The 24637-nt window shown below is 75.2% G+C and carries 23 protein-coding genes; 9 read left to right on the forward strand and 14 right to left on the reverse strand.

What is annotated here, in order from left to right; all coding sequences use genetic code 11:
• Positions 1 to 573: a nucleosidase gene (locus ACLQ27_RS03890; protein ID WP_357497328.1), complete on the reverse strand. Its 573-nt coding sequence runs from the start codon at positions 571 to 573 to the stop codon at positions 1 to 3.
• A gap of 189 nt (positions 574 to 762) precedes the next feature.
• Here ACLQ27_RS03890 and ACLQ27_RS03895 point away from each other — a divergent pair, with 189 nt between their 5' ends.
• Positions 763 to 1194 (forward strand): Rieske (2Fe-2S) protein, encoded by a 432-nt coding sequence (locus ACLQ27_RS03895; protein WP_357497330.1) that lies wholly within the window; start codon positions 763 to 765, stop codon positions 1192 to 1194.
• Between the two features lie 18 nt (positions 1195 to 1212).
• On the opposite strand, the gene ACLQ27_RS03900 is transcribed toward ACLQ27_RS03895, so the two are convergent.
• Positions 1213 to 3996 carry an Hsp70 family protein gene (locus ACLQ27_RS03900; protein ID WP_425865610.1) on the reverse strand — a complete coding sequence of 928 codons (2784 nt, stop codon included), beginning with the start codon at positions 3994 to 3996 and terminating at the stop codon, positions 1213 to 1215.
• 201 nt (positions 3997 to 4197) lie between these two features.
• On the opposite strand from ACLQ27_RS03900, the gene ACLQ27_RS03905 reads away from it, so the two are divergent.
• Both ACLQ27_RS03905 and ACLQ27_RS03910 read left to right on the forward strand, forming a co-directional pair.
• Positions 4198 to 4890, forward strand: coding sequence for a response regulator transcription factor (locus tag ACLQ27_RS03905; protein WP_007461060.1), 693 nt, complete (start codon positions 4198 to 4200; stop codon positions 4888 to 4890).
• Positions 4883 to 5896 (forward strand): sensor histidine kinase, encoded by a 1014-nt coding sequence (locus ACLQ27_RS03910; protein WP_357492125.1) that lies wholly within the window; start codon positions 4883 to 4885, stop codon positions 5894 to 5896. Before ACLQ27_RS03905 ends, ACLQ27_RS03910 begins: the two co-directional genes overlap by 8 nt.
• Before the next feature lie 11 nt (positions 5897 to 5907).
• On the opposite strand, the gene ACLQ27_RS03915 is transcribed toward ACLQ27_RS03910, so the two are convergent.
• From ACLQ27_RS03915 to ACLQ27_RS03925, 3 genes are read right to left on the reverse strand one after another with little or no spacing between them, the layout of a single operon-like run.
• A complete protein-coding gene (locus ACLQ27_RS03915) occupies positions 5908 to 6636 on the reverse strand; it encodes a class I SAM-dependent methyltransferase (protein ID WP_425865611.1) in 729 nt (242 codons plus the stop codon).
• Positions 6633 to 7313: a TIGR04282 family arsenosugar biosynthesis glycosyltransferase gene (locus tag ACLQ27_RS03920; RefSeq protein ID WP_357492127.1), complete on the reverse strand. Its 681-nt coding sequence runs from the start codon at positions 7311 to 7313 to the stop codon at positions 6633 to 6635. Before ACLQ27_RS03920 ends, ACLQ27_RS03915 begins: the two co-directional genes overlap by 4 nt.
• Positions 7310 to 7984 (reverse strand): glycosyltransferase family 2 protein, encoded by a 675-nt coding sequence (locus tag ACLQ27_RS03925; RefSeq protein ID WP_234591555.1) that lies wholly within the window; start codon positions 7982 to 7984, stop codon positions 7310 to 7312. The genes ACLQ27_RS03920 and ACLQ27_RS03925 overlap by 4 nt, the downstream gene beginning before the upstream one ends.
• A 145-nt stretch (positions 7985 to 8129) precedes the next feature.
• Between ACLQ27_RS03925 and ACLQ27_RS03930 the strand changes: the two genes are divergently transcribed.
• Complete coding sequence (locus tag ACLQ27_RS03930) at positions 8130 to 9623, forward strand: hypothetical protein (protein WP_425865612.1); 1494 nt, start codon at positions 8130 to 8132, stop codon at positions 9621 to 9623.
• A 733-nt stretch (positions 9624 to 10356) separates the two neighbouring features.
• Here ACLQ27_RS03930 and ACLQ27_RS03935 read toward each other — a convergent pair.
• Complete coding sequence (locus ACLQ27_RS03935; protein ID WP_234586679.1) at positions 10357 to 11421, reverse strand: NAD-dependent epimerase/dehydratase family protein; 1065 nt, start codon at positions 11419 to 11421, stop codon at positions 10357 to 10359.
• Positions 11422 to 11657: 236 nt separating this feature from the next.
• Between ACLQ27_RS03935 and ACLQ27_RS03940 the strand changes: the two genes are divergently transcribed.
• Both ACLQ27_RS03940 and ACLQ27_RS03945 read left to right on the forward strand, forming a co-directional pair.
• Positions 11658 to 13025: a molybdopterin-dependent oxidoreductase gene (locus tag ACLQ27_RS03940; protein ID WP_425865613.1), complete on the forward strand. Its 1368-nt coding sequence runs from the start codon at positions 11658 to 11660 to the stop codon at positions 13023 to 13025.
• Entirely contained in the window at positions 13018 to 13530 is a 513-nt protein-coding gene (locus tag ACLQ27_RS03945) for a hypothetical protein (protein ID WP_425865614.1), read from the forward strand. The genes ACLQ27_RS03940 and ACLQ27_RS03945 overlap by 8 nt, the downstream gene beginning before the upstream one ends.
• Here the strand turns inward: ACLQ27_RS03945 and ACLQ27_RS03950 are convergent.
• The 7 genes from ACLQ27_RS03950 to ACLQ27_RS03980 all read right to left on the reverse strand — a co-directional run bounded on the left by ACLQ27_RS03950 (position 13497) and on the right by ACLQ27_RS03980 (position 19292).
• Positions 13497 to 14204, reverse strand: a complete 708-nt coding sequence (locus ACLQ27_RS03950; RefSeq protein ID WP_425865615.1) for a RibD family protein — start codon at positions 14202 to 14204, stop codon at positions 13497 to 13499. The genes ACLQ27_RS03945 and ACLQ27_RS03950 overlap by 34 nt on opposite strands.
• Positions 14201 to 14935, reverse strand: a complete 735-nt coding sequence (locus ACLQ27_RS03955) for a GTP cyclohydrolase II (RefSeq protein WP_357492139.1) — start codon at positions 14933 to 14935, stop codon at positions 14201 to 14203. Before ACLQ27_RS03955 ends, ACLQ27_RS03950 begins: the two co-directional genes overlap by 4 nt.
• A gap of 57 nt (positions 14936 to 14992) precedes the next feature.
• Positions 14993 to 15931, reverse strand: a complete 939-nt coding sequence (locus tag ACLQ27_RS03960; RefSeq protein WP_425865937.1) for a lysylphosphatidylglycerol synthase transmembrane domain-containing protein — start codon at positions 15929 to 15931, stop codon at positions 14993 to 14995.
• Between the two features lie 64 nt (positions 15932 to 15995).
• Positions 15996 to 16820 (reverse strand): class I SAM-dependent methyltransferase, encoded by an 825-nt coding sequence (locus ACLQ27_RS03965; RefSeq protein ID WP_425865616.1) that lies wholly within the window; start codon positions 16818 to 16820, stop codon positions 15996 to 15998.
• Complete coding sequence (locus ACLQ27_RS03970) at positions 16817 to 17845, reverse strand: glycosyltransferase family 4 protein (protein ID WP_425865938.1); 1029 nt, start codon at positions 17843 to 17845, stop codon at positions 16817 to 16819. The genes ACLQ27_RS03965 and ACLQ27_RS03970 overlap by 4 nt, the downstream gene beginning before the upstream one ends.
• Before the next feature lie 62 nt (positions 17846 to 17907).
• Positions 17908 to 18306, reverse strand: coding sequence for a 6-pyruvoyl trahydropterin synthase family protein (locus ACLQ27_RS03975; protein ID WP_425865617.1), 399 nt, complete (start codon positions 18304 to 18306; stop codon positions 17908 to 17910).
• 2 nt (positions 18307 to 18308) lie between these two features.
• On the reverse strand, positions 18309 to 19292 hold the full coding sequence (locus ACLQ27_RS03980; protein ID WP_425865618.1) for a dehydrogenase: 984 nt from the start codon (positions 19290 to 19292) through the stop codon (positions 18309 to 18311).
• A gap of 93 nt (positions 19293 to 19385) precedes the next feature.
• Between ACLQ27_RS03980 and ACLQ27_RS03985 the strand changes: the two genes are divergently transcribed.
• Positions 19386 to 20294 carry a CDP-alcohol phosphatidyltransferase family protein gene (locus tag ACLQ27_RS03985; protein WP_425865620.1) on the forward strand — a complete coding sequence of 303 codons (909 nt, stop codon included), beginning with the start codon at positions 19386 to 19388 and terminating at the stop codon, positions 20292 to 20294.
• On the forward strand, positions 20294 to 22039 hold the full coding sequence (locus ACLQ27_RS03990; RefSeq protein ID WP_425865621.1) for a sulfatase-like hydrolase/transferase: 1746 nt from the start codon (positions 20294 to 20296) through the stop codon (positions 22037 to 22039). Before ACLQ27_RS03985 ends, ACLQ27_RS03990 begins: the two co-directional genes overlap by 1 nt.
• 4 nt (positions 22040 to 22043) lie before the next feature.
• Here ACLQ27_RS03990 and ACLQ27_RS03995 read toward each other — a convergent pair whose 3' ends face one another.
• Positions 22044 to 23024: a DUF2804 domain-containing protein gene (locus ACLQ27_RS03995; RefSeq protein ID WP_425865622.1), complete on the reverse strand. Its 981-nt coding sequence runs from the start codon at positions 23022 to 23024 to the stop codon at positions 22044 to 22046.
• A 201-nt stretch (positions 23025 to 23225) separates the two neighbouring features.
• On the opposite strand from ACLQ27_RS03995, the gene ACLQ27_RS04000 reads away from it, so the two are divergent.
• Positions 23226 to 24545: a hypothetical protein gene (locus tag ACLQ27_RS04000; RefSeq protein ID WP_425865624.1), complete on the forward strand. Its 1320-nt coding sequence runs from the start codon at positions 23226 to 23228 to the stop codon at positions 24543 to 24545.
• The last annotated feature ends 92 nt before the right edge of the window (positions 24546 to 24637 follow it).

A 24637-nucleotide genomic window follows, 5' to 3' on the forward strand; every position in this document is an offset into this window, starting at 1 on the left:
TCAGGCGAGGTGCCGACCGGCCCAGTCGGCGAGGTCCCGGGCGCAGGCGTCCACCGACTCCCGCCACGTGCGGGCAGCGCCGTCGCCCGCCTCGTCGCTGACCTGCTTGATCAGCCGGCAGGGCACACCGGCCTGGGCGGCGGCCCAGGCCACCGCGTACCCCTCCATGTCGACCAAATCGGCACGCTGGGCCAACCGGTCCCGCGCGTCGTCGTCGGCCACGAACGTGTCGCCGGTGGCCAGCACCGCCCCCTCGGCGGCCAGGGCCAGCGGCGCCCCGTAGGTCTCGCCGGTGAGCGTGCGCAGCAGGTCGGTGTCCAGGTCGTGTTGCAGCACGGTGGCGACCTCGTGGATGCCCGCCCACCCCTGGCGCAGCGCCCCGGCCGTGCCCAGATTGAGCAGCAGGCTGGGACGCGGGCCCGCGGCCAGCATCGCCGCGACCGCGCTGGCGGCGTTGACCTTGCCCATGCCGGTGAGCAGCACCGGCAGGTCGGGCGGCAGGTAGCGGGCCTCCTCCCCCACCGCGAGCACCACCAGCGGACGATCGGCGCGGACCGTACCCCGAAGAATCACCGGAGCATCCTAAGGGCCGTCGTCGACGGCCCGCTGTGCACCCAGTCACCATCCAGGTTCGTCCCACCGCACGTTCAGGCGCGTGCGGCAGGCTGGGCCCGCGACCATCGGACCCGCCCGGCCACACCGCCGCCGACCACCGGCGACGCCGCCCGGGCGTCCGGGCCGCCGACGAGAGAGGTGACGAGGGTGTACGACGGACAGGAGTTCCTCCGCGACAAGCGCTGGTGCCTGAGCAGGCGGACGCTGCTGACCGGAGCCGGCGCACTCGGCGCGGCGGGGCTGCTGAGCGCCTGCGGTGCCGGCGACAGCTCGGCCGACCGGGCGGCTGCCGCCCCGGGCACCGTCCTGGCCCGCACCGGCGACGTGCCGGTCGGCGGCGGCACTGTCGTCGACGGGGTCCTGGTCGTCCAGGCCGAGGCCGGCACCTTCACCGCGTACGACGCGACCTGCCCCCACCAGGGCGTACGGGTCGGCGCACCGCGCGACGGAGTGATCACCTGCCCGGCGCACAACTCCACGTTCGCGGTCGGCGACGGCTCCCGCCTGGGCGGGCCCGCCAGCCGGGGGCTCACCGAGATCCCCGTACGGGTCGACGGCACCGACATCGTCCGCGCCTGACCGCCGTCCCGCGGGCGGTCAGTCGTCGGTGAACCGGTACAGCACGAAGTCCTTGTCCGCCCCGCACGCGATCACCCGGGTGTTCCACGAGCAGGACGCGCTGCGCACGTCGACGAGCTGGCCCAACTCGTCGACGTCGCCCGACTCGGCCCACACGCCGGCCACGCTGCGGTTGTCCGCCACCGTGCTGGTCGGCTCGGCGAAGACGAGCAGGTTGCCGGCGTCCAGTCGGGCCGCCACGCCGGGTCGGTCGGTCAGCACCGCCTTGCCGGCGGCGTCGAAGAGGGTGACTGTCGCCTTCGGGTACTCCCGTTGGGTCAGCACCTGCTCGCCGACCGGGACCAGACCTGTCGCGCCCGGCGCCGACCAGGAGATCGCCGGCTTCCCCTCGGTCGCCGCGACCACCTCGGTGCGCTCGGCCTCGCTGTTGCGCACCTGCACCAGGCAGGCCCGCCGCTCGCCGCAGGCCACCAGCGCCTTCGGCCGGTACTCCGCGTTCCCGGCCCGGTAGAGGACCACCGGCGCCGCGTCGGAACCCAGGTCGTACGCCAGCACCTGGTACCCGCCGTCGGTTGGGGCCACGTACAGGCGGTCCTCGTGCGCCACCACCAGGTCGTCGAGGTCGGCGACGTTGCCCCACTCGCGCAGCACCGAGCCGGAGGACATGTCGAGCAGCCGCGCCGACCGGTCCGCCCCGATCTGCACGAGCCGTCGCCCCTTGCCCGTCCACGGGTCGCGGGCGCCGCCGTCGAGGTACGCCGGCCCACCCGCCGCCTCGTCGGTGCCCACCGGCCGGACGACGGTACGCGCGCCGCCGTACTGGTCACGCGGGTTGGGCCTGTTCCACTTGTCGGTGCCGTCGCCCAGCTTCAGGCCGACCAGTCGCCCGGCGGCCCGGTCCACCAGCACTGCGGTGTCGTCGGAGAAGTAGACGTCGTCGTCACCGCGGACCGCCCGGTGCCAGCGCTGGGCGCCGGAGCGGGCGTCCAGGACGGCCAGTTCACGCGGCGTGCTGTCGCCCGGCGCGTCGGCGAGGACCGCGACCGCCCCCGGTACGGCCACCAGGCCGGCCCAGTCGTCGGCGGTGACACCGGTCTGCCGGCGCCACAGCTCGTCGCCGGTGCCGGTGTCGACGGCGATCACCTCCAGCCGGTCGTCCGGCAGCGGGTACCCGAGGTAGGCCCGGTCGCCGAGCACCGCTGTCCACATGCCGCCGGGCCGCTCGGCGCCGGCCGGCACCCTCGACAGCTCGCGCAGCGTTCCGAACTCCAGGTCCGGGTAGCGGTCCCGCAGCAGGTAGAGCGTGGCCGCGGTGGCCACCCCGGCCAGGGCGAGCACCGCCCCGAGCACCACCCACCGGGCCCGCCGCCAGGTCGTACCGCCGGGCGGGGTGGGCGTCGGCGTGGCATTCGCCGCGCCGACCAGCGTGCCCCCGGCGCCCGGCGGCTCCGGCACGGTCGGCGCGAGCGCCGGCGGCCAGCCGGGGCCGCCCGGCCGGGCCGCCGCCGGCCCGGGTTGCGACGGTACGGTCGGCGCGCTCGACGCCGCAGCCGGCGCAGGCGGACCCGCGAAGGCCGGCGCGGCCGGGGCGGGCGGGCCGGCCGATGACGGTACGGGCAGCGCGGGCGCAGCTGCCTGCGGTCCCGCGTACGCCGGCAGCGCTCGGCGCAGCGGCAGGTCCGTCAGCGCGCCCTCGGCCACCGGCAGCTCCGGCTGGTCCAGCACCGTCGGCGCCACCCCCAGCTCGGCGTGCAGCATCCGAGCGACGAGCGGAATCCGCGACGAGCCGCCCACCAGGAACAACCCGGCGAGCTGGTCGGGGCGCAGGCCGGCCGCGGCGATGACCTCCCGGGCCCGCTGCACCGCCCGGTGCAGCAGCGGCGCGGCCACCCGCTCGACGTCCTCCCGCGTCAACCGCACCGCCTCGGCCACCCCCGGCACCGCGACCGGGGCCACTGCTGAACGCGACAGCGTCTCCTTCGCACCGCGCACCTCGTCCCACAGCCGGACCTGGTCGCGGCGCTGCGCCGCATCCGACGGCCGGACCAGCCGGGCCCACCGTCGGGCGTGCCGCTCGCCGAGCAGCTCGCCCACCCGCCGCACCAGCGCCGCGTCCAGATCGAGTCCACCCAGGTCGGGCAGGCCGCCGTCGGCGACCACGCGGAAGCCGGAGTCACCCCACGGGTCGGCGCCCTCGTTGCGCAGCACCGCGACGTCGAGCGTGCCGCCGCCGAAGTCGAACACCGCGATCGCGCCGCCGACCGGCACCGGCCGGTGCAGCACCTGCGTGTAGTAGCGGGCGGCGGCCACCGGCTCGCGCAGCAGCCGGGTGCCCGGCGGCGTCGGCCCGGCGAGGGTGTGCTCGGCAGCCTGCGGCCAACCCGCCCGCAGCAGCGCGTCGGCCAGCACCTGCCGGCGCGTGTCGTCCCAGGCAGCGGGGCAGGTGAGCACGGCCGGAGGCAGGAAGCCGACGGCGTCCACCGCGGCCCGACCGACAGCCGTCAGCACCGCGGCGAGCAGCTCCGCCGGCGCGTACGCGCGGTCACCGAGCTGCACGGTCGGCTCGTCCACCCGCCGCTTCGGGTTCGCCTCGAACCGGGCCGGGTCGGCCTGCGCCAACCGCCGGGCGTCCATCCCGACGTGCAGGGTGCCGTCCGGGTCGGCGTACACGGCGGACGGGCTGACCGGCTGACCGTCCATCAGCAGCGGACGGGTCCGCCCGTCCGGCCACCGCAGCACGGCGACCGTGTTGGACGTACCGAGGTCGACACCGAGGGCGTAGCCCTCGTGCTGGCCTGCCATCTGCCGATACCTCCGCCGCGACGAGGGAAACTCAGCCCCGCATCGTACGCAGTCCATGCCGCCGGCCCGATCGGTCGGTGCGGTCGCCGCGTCGCACCGACAGATCGGCCGTGGTGGGGCGGCCGGGACGTAATCGAACCGCAAGATCTCCCGGCTCGGGGCCGTCGGCTCCGCTGGCTAGGCTGGCCCGGGAGGTGGCCGGTGGCGCAGCGGGTGCTCGTGGTCGACGACGATCGCACCGTCAGCGACGTGGTGTGCCGCTACCTGGAACACGCCGGGTACGAGGTGAGCCACGTCGGGGACGGTCTGGCCGCTCTGGAGGCCGTCCAGGACCGGCCGCCGCACCTGGTCGTGCTGGACCTGATGCTCCCCGGGCTGGACGGGTTGCAGGTGTGCCGGCGGCTGCGGGAGCGGCCGGACGGCGTACCCATCATCATGTTGACCGCGCGCGGCGACGAGGCGGACCGGGTGCTCGGCCTGCAACTGGGCGCCGACGACTACCTGGGCAAGCCGTTCTCGCCGCGGGAGCTGGTGCTGCGGGTCGGTTCGGTGCTGCGCCGCGCCGGTGAGCCGGCCGCGCCGGCGGCCGAACTGCTGGCCGACGCGGGGCTGGAGGTGGCCACCGGGCCACGGATCGCCCGGCTGCACGGCCGCGAGCTGGCCCTGACTCTGCGCGAGTTCGACCTGCTGGCACACCTGATGCGGCACCCGACGCGAGCGTTCAAACGCACCGAGCTGCTGGAACGGGTGTGGGGGTGGAACTTCGGCGACCAGTCCACGGTGACCGTGCACGTGCGGCGGCTGCGGGAGAAGATCGAGGACGACCCGGCCGAACCCCGACGGATCGTCACGGTCTGGGGCGTCGGCTACCGGTACGAGCCGGCCGATGCGTGACCTGGCGCTGATCTTCGGGGCGGCGCTCACGGCCGCGCTCGGCGTGGGCCTGCTGGGCGCGGCAGCCCTGCGGATGCTGCGCCACAGGTCGATCACCGTGCACGTCTGTGTCCTGCTCACCGTCACCGTGGCCGCCGTGGTGGCCGGGGTGGTGGTGGTCGCCCAGGCGATGTTCCTGTCTCCGCACGACCTCCAGGTGGTGCTGCTCACGGTCGCCGCGGCGGCGGTCGTGAGCCTCGGCGTGGGCTGGTACTTCGGGCGTCGACTGGCCGTGGCCGCGGTCTGGGCGGCCCAGGCCCGGGAGCGGGAACGGCGGGTCGAGAAGGGCCGCCGGGACCTGGTGGCCTGGGTGTCACACGACCTGCGGACGCCGCTGGCCGGCCTGCGGGCGATGGCCGAGGCGCTGGAGGACCGGGTGGTCGACGACCCGGCGACGGTCGCCGAGTACCACCGGCGGATCCGCCTGCAGACCGACCGGATGACCCGCCTCGTCGACGACCTGTTCGAGCTGTCCCGGATCAACGCCGGGGCGCTGCGCCTGACCCTGTCGGCGGTGCCGCTCGGTGAGGTGGTCTCCGACGCGTTGGCCGGCACCGCGCCGCTGGCAAAGGCCCGCCGCATCCGGCTGGTGGCCGCCGAGTCGGGTTGGCCCACGGTGCTGGCCAGCGAGCCCGAGCTGGCCCGGGTCGTGGGCAACCTGCTGCTCAACGCGGTGCACTACACGCCGAGCGACGGCACGGTGCGGGTGGACGCCGGGTGTGAGAGCGACGCCGCCTGGCTGGCGATCGCCGACACCTGCGGTGGCATTCCGGAGGACGACCTGCCCCGGCTGTTCGACGTGGCGTTCCGGGGTGAGCCGGCCCGTACGCCGCGCTCCGGTGGGGAGGGCTCCGGCGGGCTGGGGCTGGCGATCGTGCGCGGGCTGGTCGAGGCCCACGGCGGCCGGGTGGACGTGCAGAACGTCGTCGGCGGCTGCCGATTCGTGGTCCGCCTCCCGGCGGCCTGACGCCCGCGGCGTCAGCGGCCCGTTGCCAGTTCACCGAACCAGCGTCGCCCCCGCCGGAACACGTCCCGCACCGCCAGCCCGGCGGCGTCGGCGACCGGGTGCACGGCGCGCGCGTCCAGCCGGGCCCAGCGGAAGGCCGGGCCGAGCAGCATCCGGCCGGCGCGCTGCTCGGCGGCCACCCGGGCCAGGCCCTGCCACAGCCCCGCGCCGGGCGGCTCCAGCTCGACCAGCACCGTGCCGCCTGGAGCGAGCAGTTCCCGGCAGCGGCGCAGCAGCGCCACCGGCTCGCCGCCGATGCCGACGTTCCCGTCGATCAGCACCGCGTGTGCCCACCGGCCCTCGCCGGGCAGCGGTTCGAACAGGTCACCGTGCACCGCCACCGCGCCCCGGGCCCGCGTCAGCCGTACCGCCGTCGCGGAGACGTCCACACCGACCGCCGTCCGGCCGGCCCTGGTCAGCGCCACGGTCAGCCGCCCGGGCCCGCAACCGAGGTCGAGGGTCGGCCCGGCACACCGGTCGACCAAGCCGACGACCGCCGGCTCGGCCGGTCCGTGCCAGCGGTCCACCGGTAGCCGGCTGCGGACACCGTCGCCGTGCACCAGCCACCGTCCTCGGGCCGCACGGTCGGCGAGGGCGGCAGCGAACGGATCCGCCACCGTGCCCGCCGCCGACCCGTCGTGCCCCCGCGCCGGCGATCTCGTCGACGTCGTCTCGATCGGGGCGGTGTCGACGGGGTTCACCGACGACCTCCCGGCAGCAGGGCGAAGCGGACCGCCGCGACCTGTCGGGCGAACCGGCCCTCGGGCGCCTCGACGGCCACCGCGAGGGCGTCGGACCACTCGTCGACGTCGCGCAGCACCGGCAGCGGCGCGGTACGCAGGCCGCGTGCGGTCAGGGCCGCCCACGTGTCGTGGCCGGTGTCCGGCGTCGACATCGGCACGTCGCGCAACACCCGGGCGTGCCGGGGATCGCGCAGCCCGAGCGACCACCAGCCGCCGTCGCGCGCCCGGCCGAGCACCGCGTCGGTGGCACCCAGCCGCACGACCGCCGCGGCCAGCCCGGTCGGCGTCACCTGCGGGGTGTCCATCCCGATCTGGAGTACCTGCCGTCCCGGGTACGCCGCCGCGACCTCGGCGTACGCGTTGGCGAGCCGCTCGCCCAGGCCGACGCCGCGCTGGTCGAGGACCGACCAGCCGGCCAGCGCGGCGGTCAACGCGTCGGCGTCCTCCGCCTCGGTCAGCCGGCCCGTCCAGGCCAGCACCGGCGTGACACCGGGGGTGGCGCGGACGGCGTCGAGGGTGTCGCGCAGCGCTGCGGCGGCGATCCGGGCCGCCTGCGCCGGGGTGGCCGGCGGGCAGAGCCGCGTCTTCACCGCCCCCGCGACGGGCGCCTTGGCGACCACCAGCAGAACGGTCACCGGGGGCCCTCCACGGTGCGCAGCACGCCGGCGAAGTCACGGGTCGCTCGCAGGGTGCCCCGCACCGAACCGGACACCTTGGAGCGGGTGCCGACGGCCCGGGGCGCGTAGGTGACGTCCAGCTCGTGGATCCGCCAGCCGGCGGCGGCGGCCCGGATCAGCAGTTCGAGGGGGTAGCCGAAGGCCCGGTCGGTGACGCCGAGGTCGAGCAGCGCCTCGCGGCGGGCCACCCGGATCGGGCTGAGGTCCCGCAGCGGTACGCCCCGACGGCGCAGCAGCGCGGCGACCAGCGCCGTACCGGCGCGGGCGTGCCACGGCCACACCCCGGCCCCGACCGGGCGTCGCCGGCCCACGCTGAGGTCGGCGGTGCCCGCCAGCACCGGCGCCACCAGGGCCGGCAGCTCGGTGGGGTCGAACGACCCGTCGGCGTCGAGGACGCACACCACCTCGGCATCGGCGGCCTCCAGGCCGGCGTGCACCGCCGCGCCGTAGCCGCGCCGGGGCTCGTGCACCACCCGGGCGCCGTGCCGGGCGGCCACCTCGGGCGAGCCGTCGCGCGAGCCGTTGTCCACCACGATGGCCCGGTAGCCGGGCGGCAGCGCGGTGAGCACGCCGGGCAGGGCGGCCGCCTCGTCCAGGCAGGGCAGCACCACGTCGATCTCAGTCGGCATACCGCCGACGCTAGGACGGCAAGCCCGCGGTGGAGGCGCAAATGTGCTTACCGAACCCTTACCACCTGGGCATTTCTTACCGTCCGGTGACGGGCCGCCGATTGGCGAGCGCGGAGGCGGGCTGTCGCCGTACCGTCCGGTGGTCATGGCCTCGACCACCGCTCTCGCCGCCGCCCCTGGGCGGACCCCGCCCCGCCGCCGGGCCGGGGACTTTCTGGTGCTGGGCGTGGAGGCGGCGCTGCTCGCCGCCGCCGTGCTGGTGGGTGCCCTGCTCAACGCGCGTGGCGCCGGGCTGCACGCCGACGCCGCCCCCCTGTACGCGACGTGGCGGCCGCACGTCGGCTGGGGCAGCCCCGCCGCACTGGCCCTGGCCGTCGCGGTGGTGGGCTGGGGAGCCCGGTGGGCGCGCACCGCCCGGTGGGGTGTCCTGCTGGCTGCCGCGTGGTCGACCGCTGTCGTCTGGACGTTGTCGTTGGCCCTGGTGGACGGCTGGACGGCGGGGCTGACCCGGCGGCTCACCCCGCAGGCCGAGTACCTGCACGAGGTCCCCGGGGTGACCGACATCCCGGCGATGCTGGCCGGCTTCGCCGGGCGGATCGTCGACTTCCAACCCGACGCGTGGTCCACCCACACCGCCGGGCACCCGCCGGGCGCGCTGCTCATCTTCGTCTGGCTGGACCGCATCGGCCTCGGCGGAGGCGCCGCCGCCGCGCTGGCCTGCGTACTGCTCGGCGCCACTGTCGCGGTGTCGGTGCCGGTGACCCTGCGGGCGCTCGGCGCACCCGACGCGGCCCGAGCGGTGCTCCCGTTCCTGGTGCTGCTGCCGGGGGCGGTCTGGGTGGGCGCCTCGGCCGACGGCATCTTCGCCGCCGTGGTCGCGGCCGGCCTGGCGCTGCTGGCGGTCCGTGGCCGCGTCGCCGCTCTGGCCGGCGGGGTACTGCTCGGGTTCGCGCTGTACCTGTCGTACGGGTTTCTCCTGGTCGGTGTGCTCGCGCTGGCCGTGGTGACGCTGCGCCGTACGCACCGTTGGGGCGCGCTGCTCGCCGCCGCCGTCGGGGTCGCGGCGGTGATCGCGACCTTCAGCGCGGCGGGTTTTCACTGGTGGGTCGGCTACCAGCTGGTCGTCGAGCGGTACTACCAGGGCTGGGCCGCCGACCGTCCGTACGCCTACTGGGTGTGGGCCAACCTGGCCGCGCTGCTGCTCAGCGCCGGGCCCGTGCTCGGGCCGGCGCTGCGCCGCGTGCTGTCGGGCGCACGGTCGCCGTGGCCGGGGCTGCGCGCGGCGCTGCCGGCTGCCGCCCCCACCCCGGCGGGCGGGCCGGCGCCGGGTGGGCCGCGCTTCGGGCCGGGCGCGGCCGCGAGCGGGTGGCGGGCCGTCGGCCGGCTGGCCATGCCTGCGGCAGCAGCGGTACGCGCAGCCGGGCCCACTGTGCTGCTACCGCTGGCCGCCCTGGTGGCGGTCCTCGGTGCGGACCTGTCCGGGCTGAGCAAGGCCGAGGTGGAGCGGATCTGGCTGCCGTTCGTGGTGTGGCTGCTGGTGGCCACCGCCCACCTGGAGACGGGGTCCCGGCGCTGGTGGCTGGCCGCGCAGGCGCTCACCGCCCTGGCCGTCAACCACCTGGTCTGGACGGTCTCCTGACCACCCGGCCACCCCGACCACCCAGCCACGCCCGCCACTCGGCCACGCCGGCCACCCGACCGCCAGCCCCGCGGCCCGGCCGCGCCACGCCCCACCAGCCCGCCATCCTGCTGCCCGGCCACCCGGCAGCCAGCGCTGCGGCCCGGCCACACCGCGCCCCACCACCAGACCACCGTCCCGCCACGCGGCAATCCCGCCACGCCGGCCACCCGGCAGCCAGCGCCGCCGCCCGGCCACACCGCGCCCCACCACCCCACCACCAGACCACCGTCCCGCCACGCGGCAATCCCGCCACGCCGGCCACCCGGCAGCCAGCGCCGCGGCCCGGCCACACCGCGCCCAACCACCCCGCCACCCCGCCACCCCGCCACCCGGCAGCCAGCGCCGCCGTCCGGCCACACCGCGCCCGGCCACCCGGCCACCCGGCTGAGCGTGATGCCTGTGAGTCATCAAGATGACTCACAGGCATCACGCTCATTGTCGGTCCCGCCTCGGCGCGCGCCGATCGCCGCAAGCACCACCACCACCGCGCGCATCATTCGACGGCGGACGGCGGACGACGGACGACGGACGACGGACGGCGGCGGGGCGGCGGAGGGCGATCAGTCAGCGGCGGCGGGCAGCGGAGGGGTGCGGCCGAGGGCGATCAGTCAGCGGCGGCGGGCAGCGGAGGGGTGCGGCCGAAGGCGGTCAGTCAGCGGCGGTGAAGGGCGGCGCCAGCGGCGGCGGTCGGTCAGCCTGCGACTGCGGCTGGTTCCCGGAGCGGGTCGGTGGCGAAGCCGGCCACACCCTCGGCGAAGCCGACGCGCGCCGTGTAGCCGAGCAGTTCCACGGCCCGGCGAGGGTCGGCGACGACGTGCCGCACGTCGGCCGCGCGGGCCCCGCCCACCACCTGCGGGGCGGGCCCGCCCATCGCCTCGGCCAGGGTGACGGCCAGCTCCCCGACCGTGTGCGGCTCGCCCGAGCAGACGTTCACCGGCACCAGCGTGGCGGGCGGCGCGCTGCTGTCCAGGGCCAGCAGGTTGGCCCGCGCCACGTCGGTGACGTGCACGAAGTCCCGCCGTTGCCGGCCGTCCTCCAACACGCGGGGCGCCACGCCGGCCGCCAGCGCCGACCGGAAGATCGATGCCACCCCGGCGTACGGGGTGTCGCGGGGCATACGGGGGCCGTACACGTTGTGGTACCGCAGCGCCCACACCGCGCCGCCGGTCTGCCGGGCCCAGGCTGCGGCCAGGTGCTCCTGGGCGAGCTTGCTGGCGGCGTACGTGCTGCGGGGTTCCAGCGGCGCGTCCTCCGGCACGAGCACCGGATCGAGTCCTCGGCCGCAGTGTGGGCAGGTCGGGTCGTACCGGCCGGCTGTCACGTCCTCGGACCGGCGGGGCGCGGGGCGCACCGTGGCGTGCTCGGGGCAGGCGTAGCGCCCCTCGCCGTAGACCACCATCGAGCTGGCCAGCACCAACCGGCCGATGCCCGCCCGGTGCAGCGCCGCCAACAGCACCGCCGTGCCGTAGTCGTTGTGCGTGACGTAGTCGGGGGCGTCCGACGGGTCGAGGCCGTGGCCGACCATCGCCGCCTGGTGACAGACCGCGTCCACGCCGACGAGCAGCCGGTCCAGCAGGGGGCCGTCGCGGACGTCGCCGTGGACCACGTGGTGCCCGCGTGACCAGGTGGGCAGTTCACCGCCGTGCGCCTGGGGCAGCAGCGCGTCCAGCGCCACCACCTCGTGGCCCTGCTCGACGAGCAGGTCGACGACCTGCGACCCGATGAACCCGGCCGCGCCGGTGACCAGTACGCGCATGCCGGTCACGCTAGGGCGGACGGGACGCCCGGCGGGCCGGTTCGGCGGACCCGTAAGGAGTTCGCAACAGCTCGGCGGGTCCCCGCGCCCCGGTAAGCGTTCGGTAATGCGGTAAACCCGGCCCGGCCGTACCCCTGCGGTCTAACCTGCCGGCAGTGCCCGCCGCCGCCCCACGCGCCCGGCCGGGCCGAGCGGTGTGGACGACAAGGCGTGTGACGGCGAGGAAGGGGCAGCGGGTGCCGGTTAGCAGACCCGGCCCGAGCGGCAGCGGGACCCGGGCAACGGACGCGGACGGCTACGGCGCTCCGCGCCGGTTCTGGCGGGGCCTGGCGCAGCACGCCCCACCGGGTGTGGACGCCGTCGAACGAAGCTGGCGCAGCCCGTTGCGCGGCCCCTGGCTCACCGCCGTCTACGGCTCGGTGCTGCTGGTGGCGCTGCCGCTGGTGATCATCACCGGCCTGCTCGACTACGCCGCCTACGGCCCGCAGTTCGACCAGGCGTTCCCGACGAACGTGGGCTGGCTGCGGCTGCCCGCGTTCGACTGGCCGACGCGGCCGTCGTGGCTGTTCCGGGTCACCCAGGGGCTGCACGTGACGCTCGGCATCGTGCTCGTCCCGGTGGTGCTGGGCAAGCTGTGGTCGGTGCTGCCGAAGCTGTTCGACTGGCCGCCGGCCCGCTCCCTGGCCCAGGTGTTGGAACGGCTGACGCTGCTGTTGCTGGTCGGCGGGATCCTGTTCCAGATCGCCACCGGCCTGCTCAACATCCAGTACTCGTACGTGTTCGGTTTCGACTTCTACACCGCCCACTACTTCGGAGCGTGGATCTTCACGGGCGCCTTCGTGGCGCACGTGATCATCAAGTTTCCCCGGCTGGTGACCGCGCTGCGGTCCCGCCCGCTGGGCACGGAGCTGCGCACCCCGCGCGCCGCGACCCGACCCGAACCGCCCGACCCGGACGGCCTGGTCGCCGCCGAACCCGCGCCGGCGACGGTCAGCCGGCGCGGCGCGGTCGGACTGGTCGGCGGAGGGGCACTGCTGCTGGCCGTCGTCACCATCGGGCAGAGCCTGGACGGTCCCCTGCGGCGCACCGCGCTGCTGCTGCCCCGCGGCCGACAGCCCGGCACCGGGCCGAACGGCTTCCCGGTCAACCGCACCGTCGCCGCCGCTGGCGTACGCCCCGAGCAGACCGACGCGTCCTGGCGGCTGACGCTGCGGGGCGGCGGCCGGACCGTGACCCTGGACCGGCCCGGCCTGCTGGCCATGGCGCAGCACACCGCCGACCTACCCATCTCCTGCGTGGAGGGTTGGTCGACCCGGCAGACCTGGACCGGCGTCCGTCTTCGTGACCTGGCCGCGCTCGCCGGTGTCGCGGACCCGGCCTCGGCGCGCGTGTCGTCGCTGGAGAAGGCCGGGCTGTTCCGCACGGCGGTGCTCGCCCCCAACCAGATCCTCGATCCGGATTCGTTGCTCGCCCTGCGGGTCAACGGCGTCGACCTCGCCCCCGACCACGGCTACCCGGCTCGGGTCATCGTGCCGGCCCTGCCCGGGGTGCACTGCACGAAGTGGGTCGCCGAGATCGACTTCCGGGGTCAGGCCGATGGCTGAGCGGGACGGGCCGACCACGGGACGAGACAGGCCGACCGCGGGACGGGCCGGCCGACTGCGCGCCGCCTACGGCGCCGCGCCGTGGCATTTCGTCCTGGTCACGGCGGTCATCGTGCTCGCCGGCTGGGTGGCGCTGCGGCTGGCGCAGGAGGCGACGTTCGGCCGGATGCTGCTCTGGTTCGTCGGCGCGGTCATCGCCCACGACCTGGTGCTGTTCCCGGTGTACGCGAGCGTCGACCGGGTGCTGCGCGCGGTGGTACGCGACCGGGTCACGCTGCTCAACCACCTGCGGGTGCCGGCGCTCGGCACGGCGCTGCTGTTCGTCGTCTACTCCCCCGGCATCCTGCGCTGGGGCGAGACGACCCACGAGGCGGCCACCGGCCAGACCCAGCGCCCGTACCTGGTGCGCTGGTTGGTGCTCAGCGCGGCGCTCTTCCTGCTCAGCGCGATCGTGTACCTGCTGCGCCGCCGTCAGGCATCGCGGCACCGGTCGGAGAGCGCGTAGCGCAGCAGCACCACGTCGCCGATCTGGCGGGCCTCGGCCAGTCGGGCGCGGCGTCCCGGGTGCCAGGGGAAGCTCCCCTCCCCGACGAACCGGGGCGCCCGGCGGTCGCCGACGAAGAACGGGGCGACCACCAGGTGCAGCTCGTCGGCGAGACCGGCGGTGAGGAACTGGGCGTGCACCGTCCCGCCCCCCTCGACCATCAGCCGGCGCACGCCCCGCGCCGCCAGGTCGGCGAGGATCCAGGCGAGGTCGACCGGGTCGCCTCCGTCGACGACGGTGGCCAGCCGACCGACCCGCTCGCGGGTCTTGTCCAGTACTCCGCTGGCGCAGTAGACCAGCCGGTCGGGATCGCCGGCGGTGAAGAACCGGGCGGTCGGGTCGAGGTCTCCCCGGGCGGTCAGGGTCACCTTCGTGGGCGAGGCGGGCCGCCCACACGCCACCCGCTCGGCCCGGCGGGACGCGGACCGCACCAGCAGGCGGGGATCGTCCCGGCGGACCGTGGCGGCACCGACCAGGATCGCGTCGCAACTGGCCCGGACCGCGTCGACGCGGTCGAGATCATCCTCGTTGGACAGCAGCAACCGCTGCTCGGACGCGTCGTCGATGTACCCGTCGATACTGGTGGCACAGCTCAGCAGCACGTACGGCCGTGGCGACGCCGGCCGGCAGCTCATCGGGAGACGGGCCCGTCAGGGGTACGACCCGCCGGCGCCGGCGCCTGCGCCGCCTCGACCTGCGCCGCCTCGGCCTCCGCCGCCTCAGCCTCCGCCGCCTCGACCTGCGCCGCCTTGGCGGCCTTCGCCGCGAGGTACTCGGCGTTGGCCGGGGACAGGAAGATGCTGGTGGGGACGCGTTCGACGACGTCCACGCCGAGCCGGGTCAACTGCTCGGCCTTGTCCGGGTTGCTGCTGAGCAGGCGCACGCGCGGCACGCCGAGGGTGGCCAGCATCTGCGCGGCGGCGCTGTAGTCACGCTCGTCCTCGCCCCGGCCCAGCGCTACGTTGGCCTGGTAGGTGTCCAGCCCGGCGTCCTGCAGGGCGTACGCGTCGAGCTTGGCGTACAGGCCGATGCCCCGGCCCTCCTGACGCAGGTAGAGCAGGAACCCGCCGGTCTCGGCGATCCGCTGCACCGCCTCGCGCAGCTGCGGCCCGCAGTCGCAGCGCTGGCTGCCGAACACGTCGCCGGTGAGGCATTCGCTGTGCGGGCGGACCAGCGGCGGCTCGCCACCGGCGGCGAGCCGGTCCAGCGCCCCGGCCCAGTCGCCCAGGCCGAGGGCGAGGTGTTCCCGACCGTCGATGAGGCCCTTGAACGTGAACACCCGGACGGTGGTGGTGTAGCCGTCGGGAAACGCCAACGGCACCGTGACCTGCGTACGGACCGTGGCGACCGGCAGTGCTTCGGGCATGGGACTCCTTTGTCCGGCGCCGTCGGGGGACGGCGACGCGTACCGTCTCACCACGACTCAACAGCCACCGCGCAAGGCGGCTTCCCGAGTGGTGGTGGGATTGCGGGCCCGGCGGGCGAGCAGCACGGCCGCGCCGGGCAGGCTGGCCACCAGCACGAGTGCGCCGTAGACGGTGGCGGTGGCGACACCTTCGGCCGCGCTGAGTCCGGCCGCGCCGAACACCCACGCGGCCACGCCCTCGCGGGGGCCGAACCCGGCGACGTTCAGGGGCAGGCCCATGGCGAGCAGGGCGAGCAGGGTCAGGGGCAGGAGCCTAGTCAGCGGAGCGTCCGAACCGGCGGTCCGTGCCGCCAGCAGGAAGGTGGCCAGGTGCCCGGCGACCATCACTGCGGAGGCGACCAGCACGCCGAGCCAGGTCCGCCGGGCCAGCAGCCCGGACCGCACGTCGGCCACCGCGGTGCGGACGCCGCGGGCCCACCGGGACCGGCCGGCGTCGGGCAGGCGCCGCGCCAGCAGCACGACGGCCAGCCCGAGCGCGAGCAGCAGGCCGGCGGCGGCCGGCAGGTACGGCCGCACCGGCGACGGGAACGCCGCCAGCACCACCAGCGCGACAGCCACCAGGACCACCTGACCGGCGGTACGCTCCCAGACCACCGCGCGGATGCCCCGGCTGACGTCGCCGGCGTCGCGGCCGTGGCGTACCGCCCGGTGCACGTCCCCGAGCACCCCGCCGGGCAACGTGGCGTTGAGGAACACCGCCCGGTAGCAGTGCGCCACCGCTGTCGCCAGCGGCAGTCGTACGCCGAGGCCGCCGGCGACGAGGCTCCACCGCCAGGCCGCGCAGACAGTGGTGAGCACACCGATGAGCAGGGCCGCGGCCAGCGCCGGCGCGTTGATCAGCCGTACGCCGGCGAGGAACGGGCCGCCGCCCACCTGCCACAGCAGGGCGGCGAGCAGGCCCACCCCGCCGACCACTCGTGCCCAGGCCCACACCATCGACGCCGGTCCTCCCTGAAGATCGTTCACTCTCTCTAGTGCACGTACCCAGGGCGTCGACGGTTCATCCGCCGGCCAGAAGGTCCCGATGCTCGACCAGCACGCCGAGCCGGCCGGCGGCGGCGTCGGCGAGCCGGCGCTGGGCGTACGCCCGGGTTGCGCCGGTCAGTTCCGGGCGGTGCTCGCAGGCCGCGTCCAGCCAGCCGCGGAACCACTCGGCGGCCAGGTCGGCCTGCTCCGGGCCGAGCCGCCACGGGCTGGGCCGCTCCCGCACCGGCACGCCCCGGCGGGCGAACGCGGCGGCGGTGGCGTCGGCCGCGTCCGGGCCGAGCAGCCGGCGGCCGTCGACGGTACGCCGCTGGTGCGCGTTGAACGCCTCCTCGACGATGGCGTCGAGCGGGTCGGGCGGGGTGAGCCGGACCCGGCCCGTCACCGAGACCGCGAACAGGGCGGGACGGCCGGCGTCGACGCAGGCGGCGACCACCCGTTCGACCTCCTCGGCGGTCAGCATGTCCAGCAGCGCGGACGCGGTGACCAGCGCGCCGTCGGACAGGTCGGCGGCGCTGAGCCGGGTGAGGTCGCCGCAGCGGGTGTCGACGGTGACCGGCGCTCCGTCGGCGGCGGTCACCCCGGCCATGCCGTCGGCGGCCCGGGACAGCAGGTCGGCGTCCCGGTCGTGCAGCACCCAGTGCTGCGGCCCGGTCAATCGGGCCGCGAGCCAGCGGCTCATCGAGCCGGTGCCGCTGCCCAGGTCGTGGATCACGATCCGATCGCCGCCGGCCAGTCGGGGCCGCACGGCGTCCACCAGGTCCTCGGCGCGGGCCGCCGCGTCGGCCGGCTCGCGCAGACGCAGCCAGTCGGCGAACGGCAGGGTCTCCTCGACGGTCATCCCGCCACCTCCTCCAGCACAGCGGCCAGGCGCGCGGTCGTCACCGGCCAGTCGGTCAGGGTGTCGCGCCGGGCGAGCGCGGCCCGGCGCAGCCGCGCCCGCAGCTCGTCGTCCCCCCACCACCAGCTCAGCGCCCCGGCCAGGGCGGCCGGGTCGTCCGGCGGCACGAGCAGCCCGGGCAGGTCACCGTCGGGGGCGCGGCCCAGCGCCTCGGGCAGGCCCCCCACCTCGGTGGCCAGCACCGGCACGCCGCGGGCCAGCGCCTCGGTGACGACCATCCCGTACGTCTCGCCCCGCGACGGCAGCACCAGCAGGTCGGCGGCGGCGTACGCGGCGTCGAGCGCCGGGCCGGTCAGCGGGCCGGCCAGCCGGACCCGTTCCGACAGGCCGGCGCCGGCGAGCCGGTCGCGCAGCCGGTGCACCAGTTCGGGTTCCCGGGCCAGCGTGCCGGCGCAGACCAGCGTCCAGGGCATCTCGGCCAGCACGCACAGGGCGTCGACGAGCACGTCGTGGCCCTTGTGGTGGGTGACCGCGGCGACGCAGAGCAGCCGGTGGCCGGCTGCCGAGCCGGGGGGCGCCGGCGGTGCGGGCGTCACCCCCGGCGGCGCGACCCGGACCCGGTCGGCCGGCAACCGGTGGCGGGCCAGCAGGCGACGGCGGGTCCACTCGCTGGTGGCGACGACGGCTCGCGCGGTGGCCAGCGCCCGGCCCTCGGCCTCGTCGTCCAGGGGCATGTGCACCAGAAGGACGAGGCGCAGCCGTGTCGCGTGCGGGGCGAGCAGGTCCGGCACGGCCGAGGCGATCAGGCCGTCGACGAGCACCACTGCGTCGTCCGGCGCGGCGGCGAGCAGCCGGGCCAGCGCGGCGAGCGCGGCCGGGTCGGGGTGCGGCCACGCTCCGGGCACCTGGTGCTCGTGCACCAGCCAACCGCGCTCGCCGAGCCCGGCGCAGACCCGCCGGTCGTACGTGTTGCCGCCGCTGGGCGCCGCCGGGTCGTCGATGTCGCCGGGCAGGACGACGTGCACCGTACGGCGGTGCGGGCCGACGACCCTGGCGGCGTGGGCCGGCGTCGGCCGGCCCGTATCGATCACAGCGACCGCTCGTAGCTGGCCCAGGCGACGTGTGACTCGTGCAGGGTGACGGTGATGCCGGCCAGCTCACGCGCCCCGGGGCCCAGCTCACCGGCGTGCACCCGATCGGCCAGGCGGTCGGCGACGGTACGGGCCAGCACCTCGGTGGTGGTGTTGATCCCCGCGAACGCGGGCTCGTCGTCGAGGTTGCGGTAGGACAGCTCGCCGACCACCGCCCGCAGCTGCTCGGTGGCCAGGCCGATGTCGACGACGATGCCGTCGGCGTCCAGGTCGGGCCTGCGGAACGTCGCGTCCACCACGAACGTCGCGCCGTGCAGGCGCTGGGCCGGGCCGAACACGTCGCCCCGGAAACTGTGGGCGATCATCATGTGATCCCGAACTGTCACGCTGAACACTGTCACTCCCCGTCGTCGTAGGTGATGAGGTGGCAGAGCGCGGGCAGGTCACCCGTGCTCAGTTGGGCGAGTACGTCGGGCAGCTCGGCGAACCGGGACGCGCCGGTGATCAGCGCGTCGAACGCCGGGTCGTCGAGCAGGTCCAGGGCCAGCGCCAGCCGGTCGGCGTAGCTGCGGCGGCCCCGCCGCGCGGGCGCGACCATGCCGACCTGGCTGCTGCGCACGGTGAGCCGTCGGGAGTGGAACGTCCCGCCCAGCGACACCTGCACCGGGCGGTCGCCGTACCAGCTCAACTCGATCACCGTGCCCTCGGGCGCGAGCAGGTCCAGCGCCTGTTGCAGCCCGGCGGACGTGGCGCTGGCGTGCACGACCAGGTCCCGGTCGCCGGTCGCGTCGCCCGGCCGGGCGAACCGGACACCGAGCGCCCCGGCCACCCCCGCCCGGCGTACGTCGGTGTCGATCAGCTCGACGTCCACGCCGGGGAAACGCGCCAGCAGCGCCGCGACGCAGCAGCCCACCATGCCCGCGCCGACCACGCTGACCCGGTCGCCGACCAGGGGCGCGGCGTCCCACAGGGCGTTCACGGCGGTCTCGACCGTGCCGGCGAGCACCGCGCGGGCGGGCGGCACGTCGTCCGGCACCGGGACGACGGCGGTCGCCGGCACGACGTACGCGCTCTGGTGCGGGTGCAGGCAGAACACCGTACGCCCGAGCAGCTCCGGCGGACCCTCTTCGACCACGCCGACGCTGAGGTAGCCGTACTTCACCGGGCCGGGGAAGTCACCCTCCTGGAACGGGGCGCGCATCGACGCGTACTGGTCCACTGGCACCCGGCCGGCGAACACCAGCGTCTCGGTGCCCCGGCTGACGCCGGAGTAGCGGGCCCGCACCAGCACCTCGTCCGGCCCCGGCACGGGCAGCGACACCGGCCGGATCTCCGCCGCGCCGGGCTCGCGCACCCAGCAGGCGTACGCCTCGCGGATCACCCTCGCACACCTCACCTTTTGTCCCGGTCGAACCGAACGGCCCTGATTTCCGTGTTCCCTGTCGGGGTCGTCGATCATAAACACGGAGGTACGGTGCCCACAGTTCGAAGCGGTCCGGTGATCGGGCTGAGCGCCCAGTTGGTCGTGCTGGCGGCACTGGCCGCCACCGTGGGTCTGAGCACGGCGGGCTGGCTGGCCGGCGCCGGCTACGCCGCGCTCACCTGCCTCGCGTTGAGCCGGGGCCTGCACCTGTCCGGCGCGTCGCGGCTCGGCCCCGCCGACCGGGTGACGCTGACCCGGGCCGTCCTGGTCGGCGCGGTCACCGCGCTGGTGGTGGACTCGTTCGGCCACCCGACGCCGGTGGGGCTGCTGGTCGCGCTGAGCGCGGTGGCCCTGCTGCTGGACGCGGTGGACGGTCAGGTCGCCCGGCGCACCGGCACGGTCAGCGCGCTCGGGGCCCGCTTCGACATGGAGGTCGACGCGTTCCTCATCCTGGTTCTCAGCGTGTACGTCGCCCCGGCGGCGGGGAGCTGGGTGCTGGCCATCGGCGCGATGCGGTACGCCTTCGTCGCGGCCAGCGCCGTGCTGCCCTGGCTGCGCGGTACGTTGCCGCCGCGCTACTGGCGCAAGGTGGTGGCCGCCGCGCAGGGCGTGTTGTTGGCGGTCGCCGCCGCGCGGGTGCTGCCGGAGCCGTGGACCACGGTGGTCCTGGTGACGGCGTTGACGCTGCTTGTCGAGTCGTTCGGCCGGGACGTGGCCTGGTTGTGGCGTCGCCGCCCGGCCCCTCGGCGGTCCCACGCGCTGCCGGTCGTGGCGATCACCGCCGCGCCCGCCCCACCACCGAGCACCCCGCCCGCGGTCCCGATCGCCGCGCCGGTGGCGGTGCCCCTGCTGCCGCTGGGCGGGCACGCACCGGTCGTCGTACCGCCGCTGCTGCCGGTGCCCACGCCCGCGCTGGCGGCCCGCTCGGGCGGTACGGTCCACTCCGACTGGAGGCAGTGATGACCCTTCCCGCCCGGCTGCGCCGGCTGACCGGCCGGCGCCGCCCGAGCCCCGCGTCGAGCGGTGACGCGTCGGCGCGTACGCCCGTGGTGTCGTCGGTGCCGCGCGGCCGTGCGCGGCGGGCGCTGGGGTGGGTGGGCACGGTGCTGGCGGTTCTGCTGGTGTACGCCGTCCTGGTCGGCCCGGACCGGCTCGGCGAGCTGACGCCCGGCGCGTTCGTGCGGATCCCGCTGGAGGGTCTGCTGGTCGCGGCGCTGCTGCTGGCGCTGCCGCCGCGACCACGGCGGGTGGTGGTGGCCGTGCTCGGGCCGCTGCTGGGTCTGCTGGCCATCGTGAAGCTCGCCGACCTGGGTTTTCGCACGGCCCTCGACCGGCCGTTCGATCTGGTGCTGGACTGGCTGCTGCTGGACGACGCGTTTGGTTTCGTGCGGGATTCGGCGGGGCGGGCCGGCGCGATCGGCGCGGTGGTCGGCGTCGTCCTGCTGGTCGGTGTGCTGCTGCTCGTGACGACCGCGGCGGTGCGGCGGCTGGCGGCGCTGCTGGTCGGCCACGAGCGGGTGGCGACCCGGGCGGTGGCCGCCCTGACCGTGGCCTGGGTCCTCTGCGCCGTCGTCGGCGTGCGGATCGTCCCGGGCGTGCCGGTTGCCGACGCCGGGACCACCGCGCTGGTCGGCGCGCACGCCGAGCAGGTGGACGCGCGGCTGCACGACCGGGAACGGTTCACCGCCCAGATCGACGCCGACCCGTTCCAGGGCGTCCCGGGTGACCAGCTGCTGACCGGGCTGCGCGGCAAGGACGTCGTCCTCGCCTTCGTGGAGAGCTACGGGCGCGACGCCGTCGAGGATCCGCAGCTGGCGCCGCAGGTCAACGAGGTGCTGGACACCGGCACCGAGCGGCTGCGCGCGGCCGGGTACGGCGCGCGCAGCGGCTTTCTCACCTCCCCCACCTTCGGCGGGGGCAGTTGGTTGGCGCACGACACGCTGCTGTCCGGTCTGTGGACGGACAACGAGCAGCGGCACCGGAGCCTGCTGGCCAGCGACCGGCTCACCCTCAACGGCGCGTTCCGCCGGGCGGGCTGGCAGACCGTCGGGGTGCTGCCGGCGGCCACCCAGCCGTGGCCTGAGCAGGGTTTCTTCTCGTACGACAGGTACTACGACGCCGAGGCGCTGGGCTACCGGGGCCCGAAGTTCAGCTACGCGCCGATGCCCGACCAGTACACGCTGTCGTTCTTCCAGCGGCGGGTGCGCGCCGGCGCGGACCGTCCGATCATGGCGGAGATTCCGCTAATCTCCAGCCACTCACCGTGGACGGCGGTGCCCCGCATGATCGGCTGGGACGAGGTGGGCGACGGTTCGATCTACCACGGCGACTCCGGCGCGAAGGACGACGGCGACGCCGACGACCGGGACACCGGCCGGATCCGGGCCGGCTACCGCCAGGCCGTCGCCTACTCGCTCCAGGCCCTGATCTCCTACGTCCAGACCTACGGTGACGACGATCTGGTGCTGGTCTTCCTCGGCGATCACCAGCCGGCCCCGGTGGTGACCGGCGAGGGCGCCAGTCGGGACGTGCCGATCACCATCGTGGCCCGCGACCCGGCGGTGCTGGACCGGGTTAGCGGCTGGGGTTGGCAGGACGGCCTGCGCCCGGGCCCGCAGGCTCCGGTGTGGCCCATGGACACCTTCCGGGACCGGTTCCTGACCACCTTCGGGCCGTCGACGCCACCGATCGCCGCCCCACGCTGACCCACTACCAGCGGTTGCGTGCCTCCTCGGCCCAGCCGACGAGCCCGTCGAGGCGCACAGTCGTACCGTCGTCCGTCGTCGCCCAGCCGGAGAAGTGCCCGAAACACTGGTGCGTCTCGTTCGCGACGACGCCCAGGTTGGTGCGGGCCACCTTCTCGTGGAACGGCTGGAACTCGACCTCGACCCGTTCCCCGCTGATCCGCCAGGGACGGAGCCAGTCGGACCTGTCGTACGTCCAGCGCAGCTCCTCGCCGATCTTGTGCAGGCGGCCGTCGACGAACAGGCAGTTCTCGGTGACCCCGGTGCCGTCGGTCCACTGACCGCCGAGTTGGATCGCCCGTCCCGGCGCGGCGCCGGCGGCCCAGTTCCACGCGATCGAGTACGGCCACCTGCCGCGACCGTGGTCCAGCACGGCGAACGCGTCGGGTCCACCGATCTCATACGTCCGGCCGTGCAGGTCCAGCGTGCCGAGGACCGGGCGGCCGACGTCCTTGACCGTGTACTGGAATCGCGTGGGGCTCCACGGCACGACCACGCCGAGCGACTCGTGACCGGCCGGCAACGGCACGTCCACCGCCAGCCGTACGCCGGGGGCACTCGCCGAGATGGCGGTGCCGTCCGGGCGCTGGGTGATCCGGATCGCCAGGTCACCGCCCTGCGCTCCCGCTTCGCCCACGCCGCACTGTGGCGGGAGCGTCGTCCCCCGCGCCAGCGGCACCACCACGTCGGCCTTCGTCTCGGTGCCACTGTCCCGGTCGAGCACGTAGACGCTGTGCACACCGGCGTAGTCCAGCGACGAGGCGACCAGCCCGACGATGTGCCGTGGGGTCACGATGCCCCAGTACTCCCACCGCTTGGTCCGGCCCCAGCCGCGCAGGTTCGCGGTGTGCAGGGGTCGGCGGGTCCAGCCCACCGCCGCGGGGTTGAGCCGCCCGTTCCGTTGGCACAGATCGACAGGTGAGAGCAGCTCACGTTCGTGCGTCACGACGTGCACGATATCCCCCGCCGCCCTCGGCGAGCACTTGACGAAGATATTGATGCGCCCTACGGTCATACGACATCAGACATTGGATGTCCGATTAACTGACTCTCCCTGGGACTCCACCGTGGATATCCAGGCGAAGCGACAGTGTCACGGACGTCGGCGTCCCTGGCGCCCTGCATCCCCTCGAAGGAACCGGACCCCATGAAGCTGTCTGCCCTCGGCCGCATCGCTCTGGCCACAGGCATCGCCGTGCTGACCACCGCCATGCTCCCCGGCACCCCTGCGTCCGCCGCACCGGTGAAGAGAAAGATCCTCCCCGTCCTGGTGGAGTTCAGCGACGCCTCCTTCCAGTTCCCGGACAAGGTGAAGGCGTCCACGCCGGACACCTACTTCGGGGCGAAGAGCGACTCGGCCGCGTCGTTCCTGTCCGAGGTCTCGCGCGGGCAGTACACGGTGGTACCCGCCATCAAGGAGCAGTTCCTCGGCCCGATCAAGCTGGACCTGAGCGCCGCCGGCTGCCCACAGGGCAAGATCAACCAGATGACCCGGGACGAACTCGCCAAACGAGGACTGGTCGCGGGCAAGGACTACGAAAGCCTCTCGATCGTCTTTCCGGCACAGAAGACCGAATGCCCCTGGGCCGGCCTCGCGACCCTGCCCGGCCCGACCACCTGGATCAACCTGTACGGCACCGCCAGTGGCATCGACGTCGTCGGCCACGAACTCGGGCACAACCTGGGCTTCGGTCACCAGGGTCGCGTCCAGTGCACGGGCGGCAACCTGGGCGCGTGCAAGGAGGCGGGCGCCAGCCACACGAGCATCATGGCCGGCGGGTACCGGCCGGCCGGCTTCTCCGCGCCGGAGATGATCCGTGCCGGATGGCTCGGCGGCGGGGCATCAGTCAAGGTCACCAAGTCCGGCGTCTACACGCTGCGCTCCCTGCACGGCAAGGGCAGCGGAGTCCGCGCCCTGGACATCGCCCTGGGCGGCGACCGGCTCGTCATCGAGTACCGCCATGCGGCCGGCAACTTCGACGCGAAGCTCGAGGGCGTGCACGCCTACCGCGTCCCCAAGGGCTCCTACGGCTCCTCGTCCCTCATCGACACCACGACGGCGAACAAGACCGCCGCCAACAACGCACCGCCCAACACGGACGCCATCACGAAACTGACGGACAAGGCGAGCAAGCTGTCCGTCGCCGTCGTCTCCTCGGGGGGCGGCCAGGCCAAGGTCAAGGTCGCGCTCAACGGCGACTCGCTGGCCTCCCTCGACCCGTCCCCCTCGAAGTCCGCTACCCCGACCCCCAGCGCCGTCACCCCCACCCCCAGCGCGAGCGCCGCCACCGAGGCCATGGGCGACAGCTCCGAACCGGTGACCGAGACCGGCCCGGAGGAGCTCACCGCCGCCGCCGAGGACAGCTCGACGACCCTGCCGCTCGCCGCCGCCGGAGGCGGTGCCGCGCTGCTGGCTGTCGGCCTGGCATTCCTTTTCACGAAGCGCCGTCACCGCAGGCGCCACTGACCAGCCGGTCGGGCCCCGGACGTCCACGCGGGCGTCCGGGGCCCGTCGCGCTGCCGCCGCCGTCCTGGCACCGACGTCGTGCGTCGGCACGC

Source organism: Micromonospora sp. DT63 (genome assembly GCF_049841615.1).
Classification (GTDB): Bacteria; Actinomycetota; Actinomycetes; order Mycobacteriales; family Micromonosporaceae; genus Micromonospora.

Coding starts and splice junctions, on each gene's coding strand:
- ACLQ27_RS03900 (WP_425865610.1), bottom strand. CDS start 3,996: ATGGCAGGCCAGCACGAGGGCTACGCCCTCGGTGTCGACCTCGGTACG.
- ACLQ27_RS03910 (WP_357492125.1), top strand. CDS start 4,883: ATGCGTGACCTGGCGCTGATCTTCGGGGCGGCGCTCACGGCCGCGCTC.
- ACLQ27_RS03925 (WP_234591555.1), bottom strand. CDS start 7,984: ATGCCGACTGAGATCGACGTGGTGCTGCCCTGCCTGGACGAGGCGGCC.
- ACLQ27_RS03930 (WP_425865612.1), top strand. CDS start 8,130: ATGGCCTCGACCACCGCTCTCGCCGCCGCCCCTGGGCGGACCCCGCCC.
- ACLQ27_RS03935 (WP_234586679.1), bottom strand. CDS start 11,421: ATGCGCGTACTGGTCACCGGCGCGGCCGGGTTCATCGGGTCGCAGGTC.
- ACLQ27_RS03945 (WP_425865614.1), top strand. CDS start 13,018: ATGGCTGAGCGGGACGGGCCGACCACGGGACGAGACAGGCCGACCGCG.
- ACLQ27_RS03950 (WP_425865615.1), bottom strand. CDS start 14,204: ATGAGCTGCCGGCCGGCGTCGCCACGGCCGTACGTGCTGCTGAGCTGT.
- ACLQ27_RS03955 (WP_357492139.1), bottom strand. CDS start 14,935: ATGCCCGAAGCACTGCCGGTCGCCACGGTCCGTACGCAGGTCACGGTG.
- ACLQ27_RS03960 (WP_425865937.1), bottom strand. CDS start 15,931: ATGGTGTGGGCCTGGGCACGAGTGGTCGGCGGGGTGGGCCTGCTCGCC.
- ACLQ27_RS03965 (WP_425865616.1), bottom strand. CDS start 16,820: ATGACCGTCGAGGAGACCCTGCCGTTCGCCGACTGGCTGCGTCTGCGC.
- ACLQ27_RS03990 (WP_425865621.1), top strand. CDS start 20,294: ATGACCCTTCCCGCCCGGCTGCGCCGGCTGACCGGCCGGCGCCGCCCG.
- ACLQ27_RS04000 (WP_425865624.1), top strand. CDS start 23,226: ATGAAGCTGTCTGCCCTCGGCCGCATCGCTCTGGCCACAGGCATCGCC.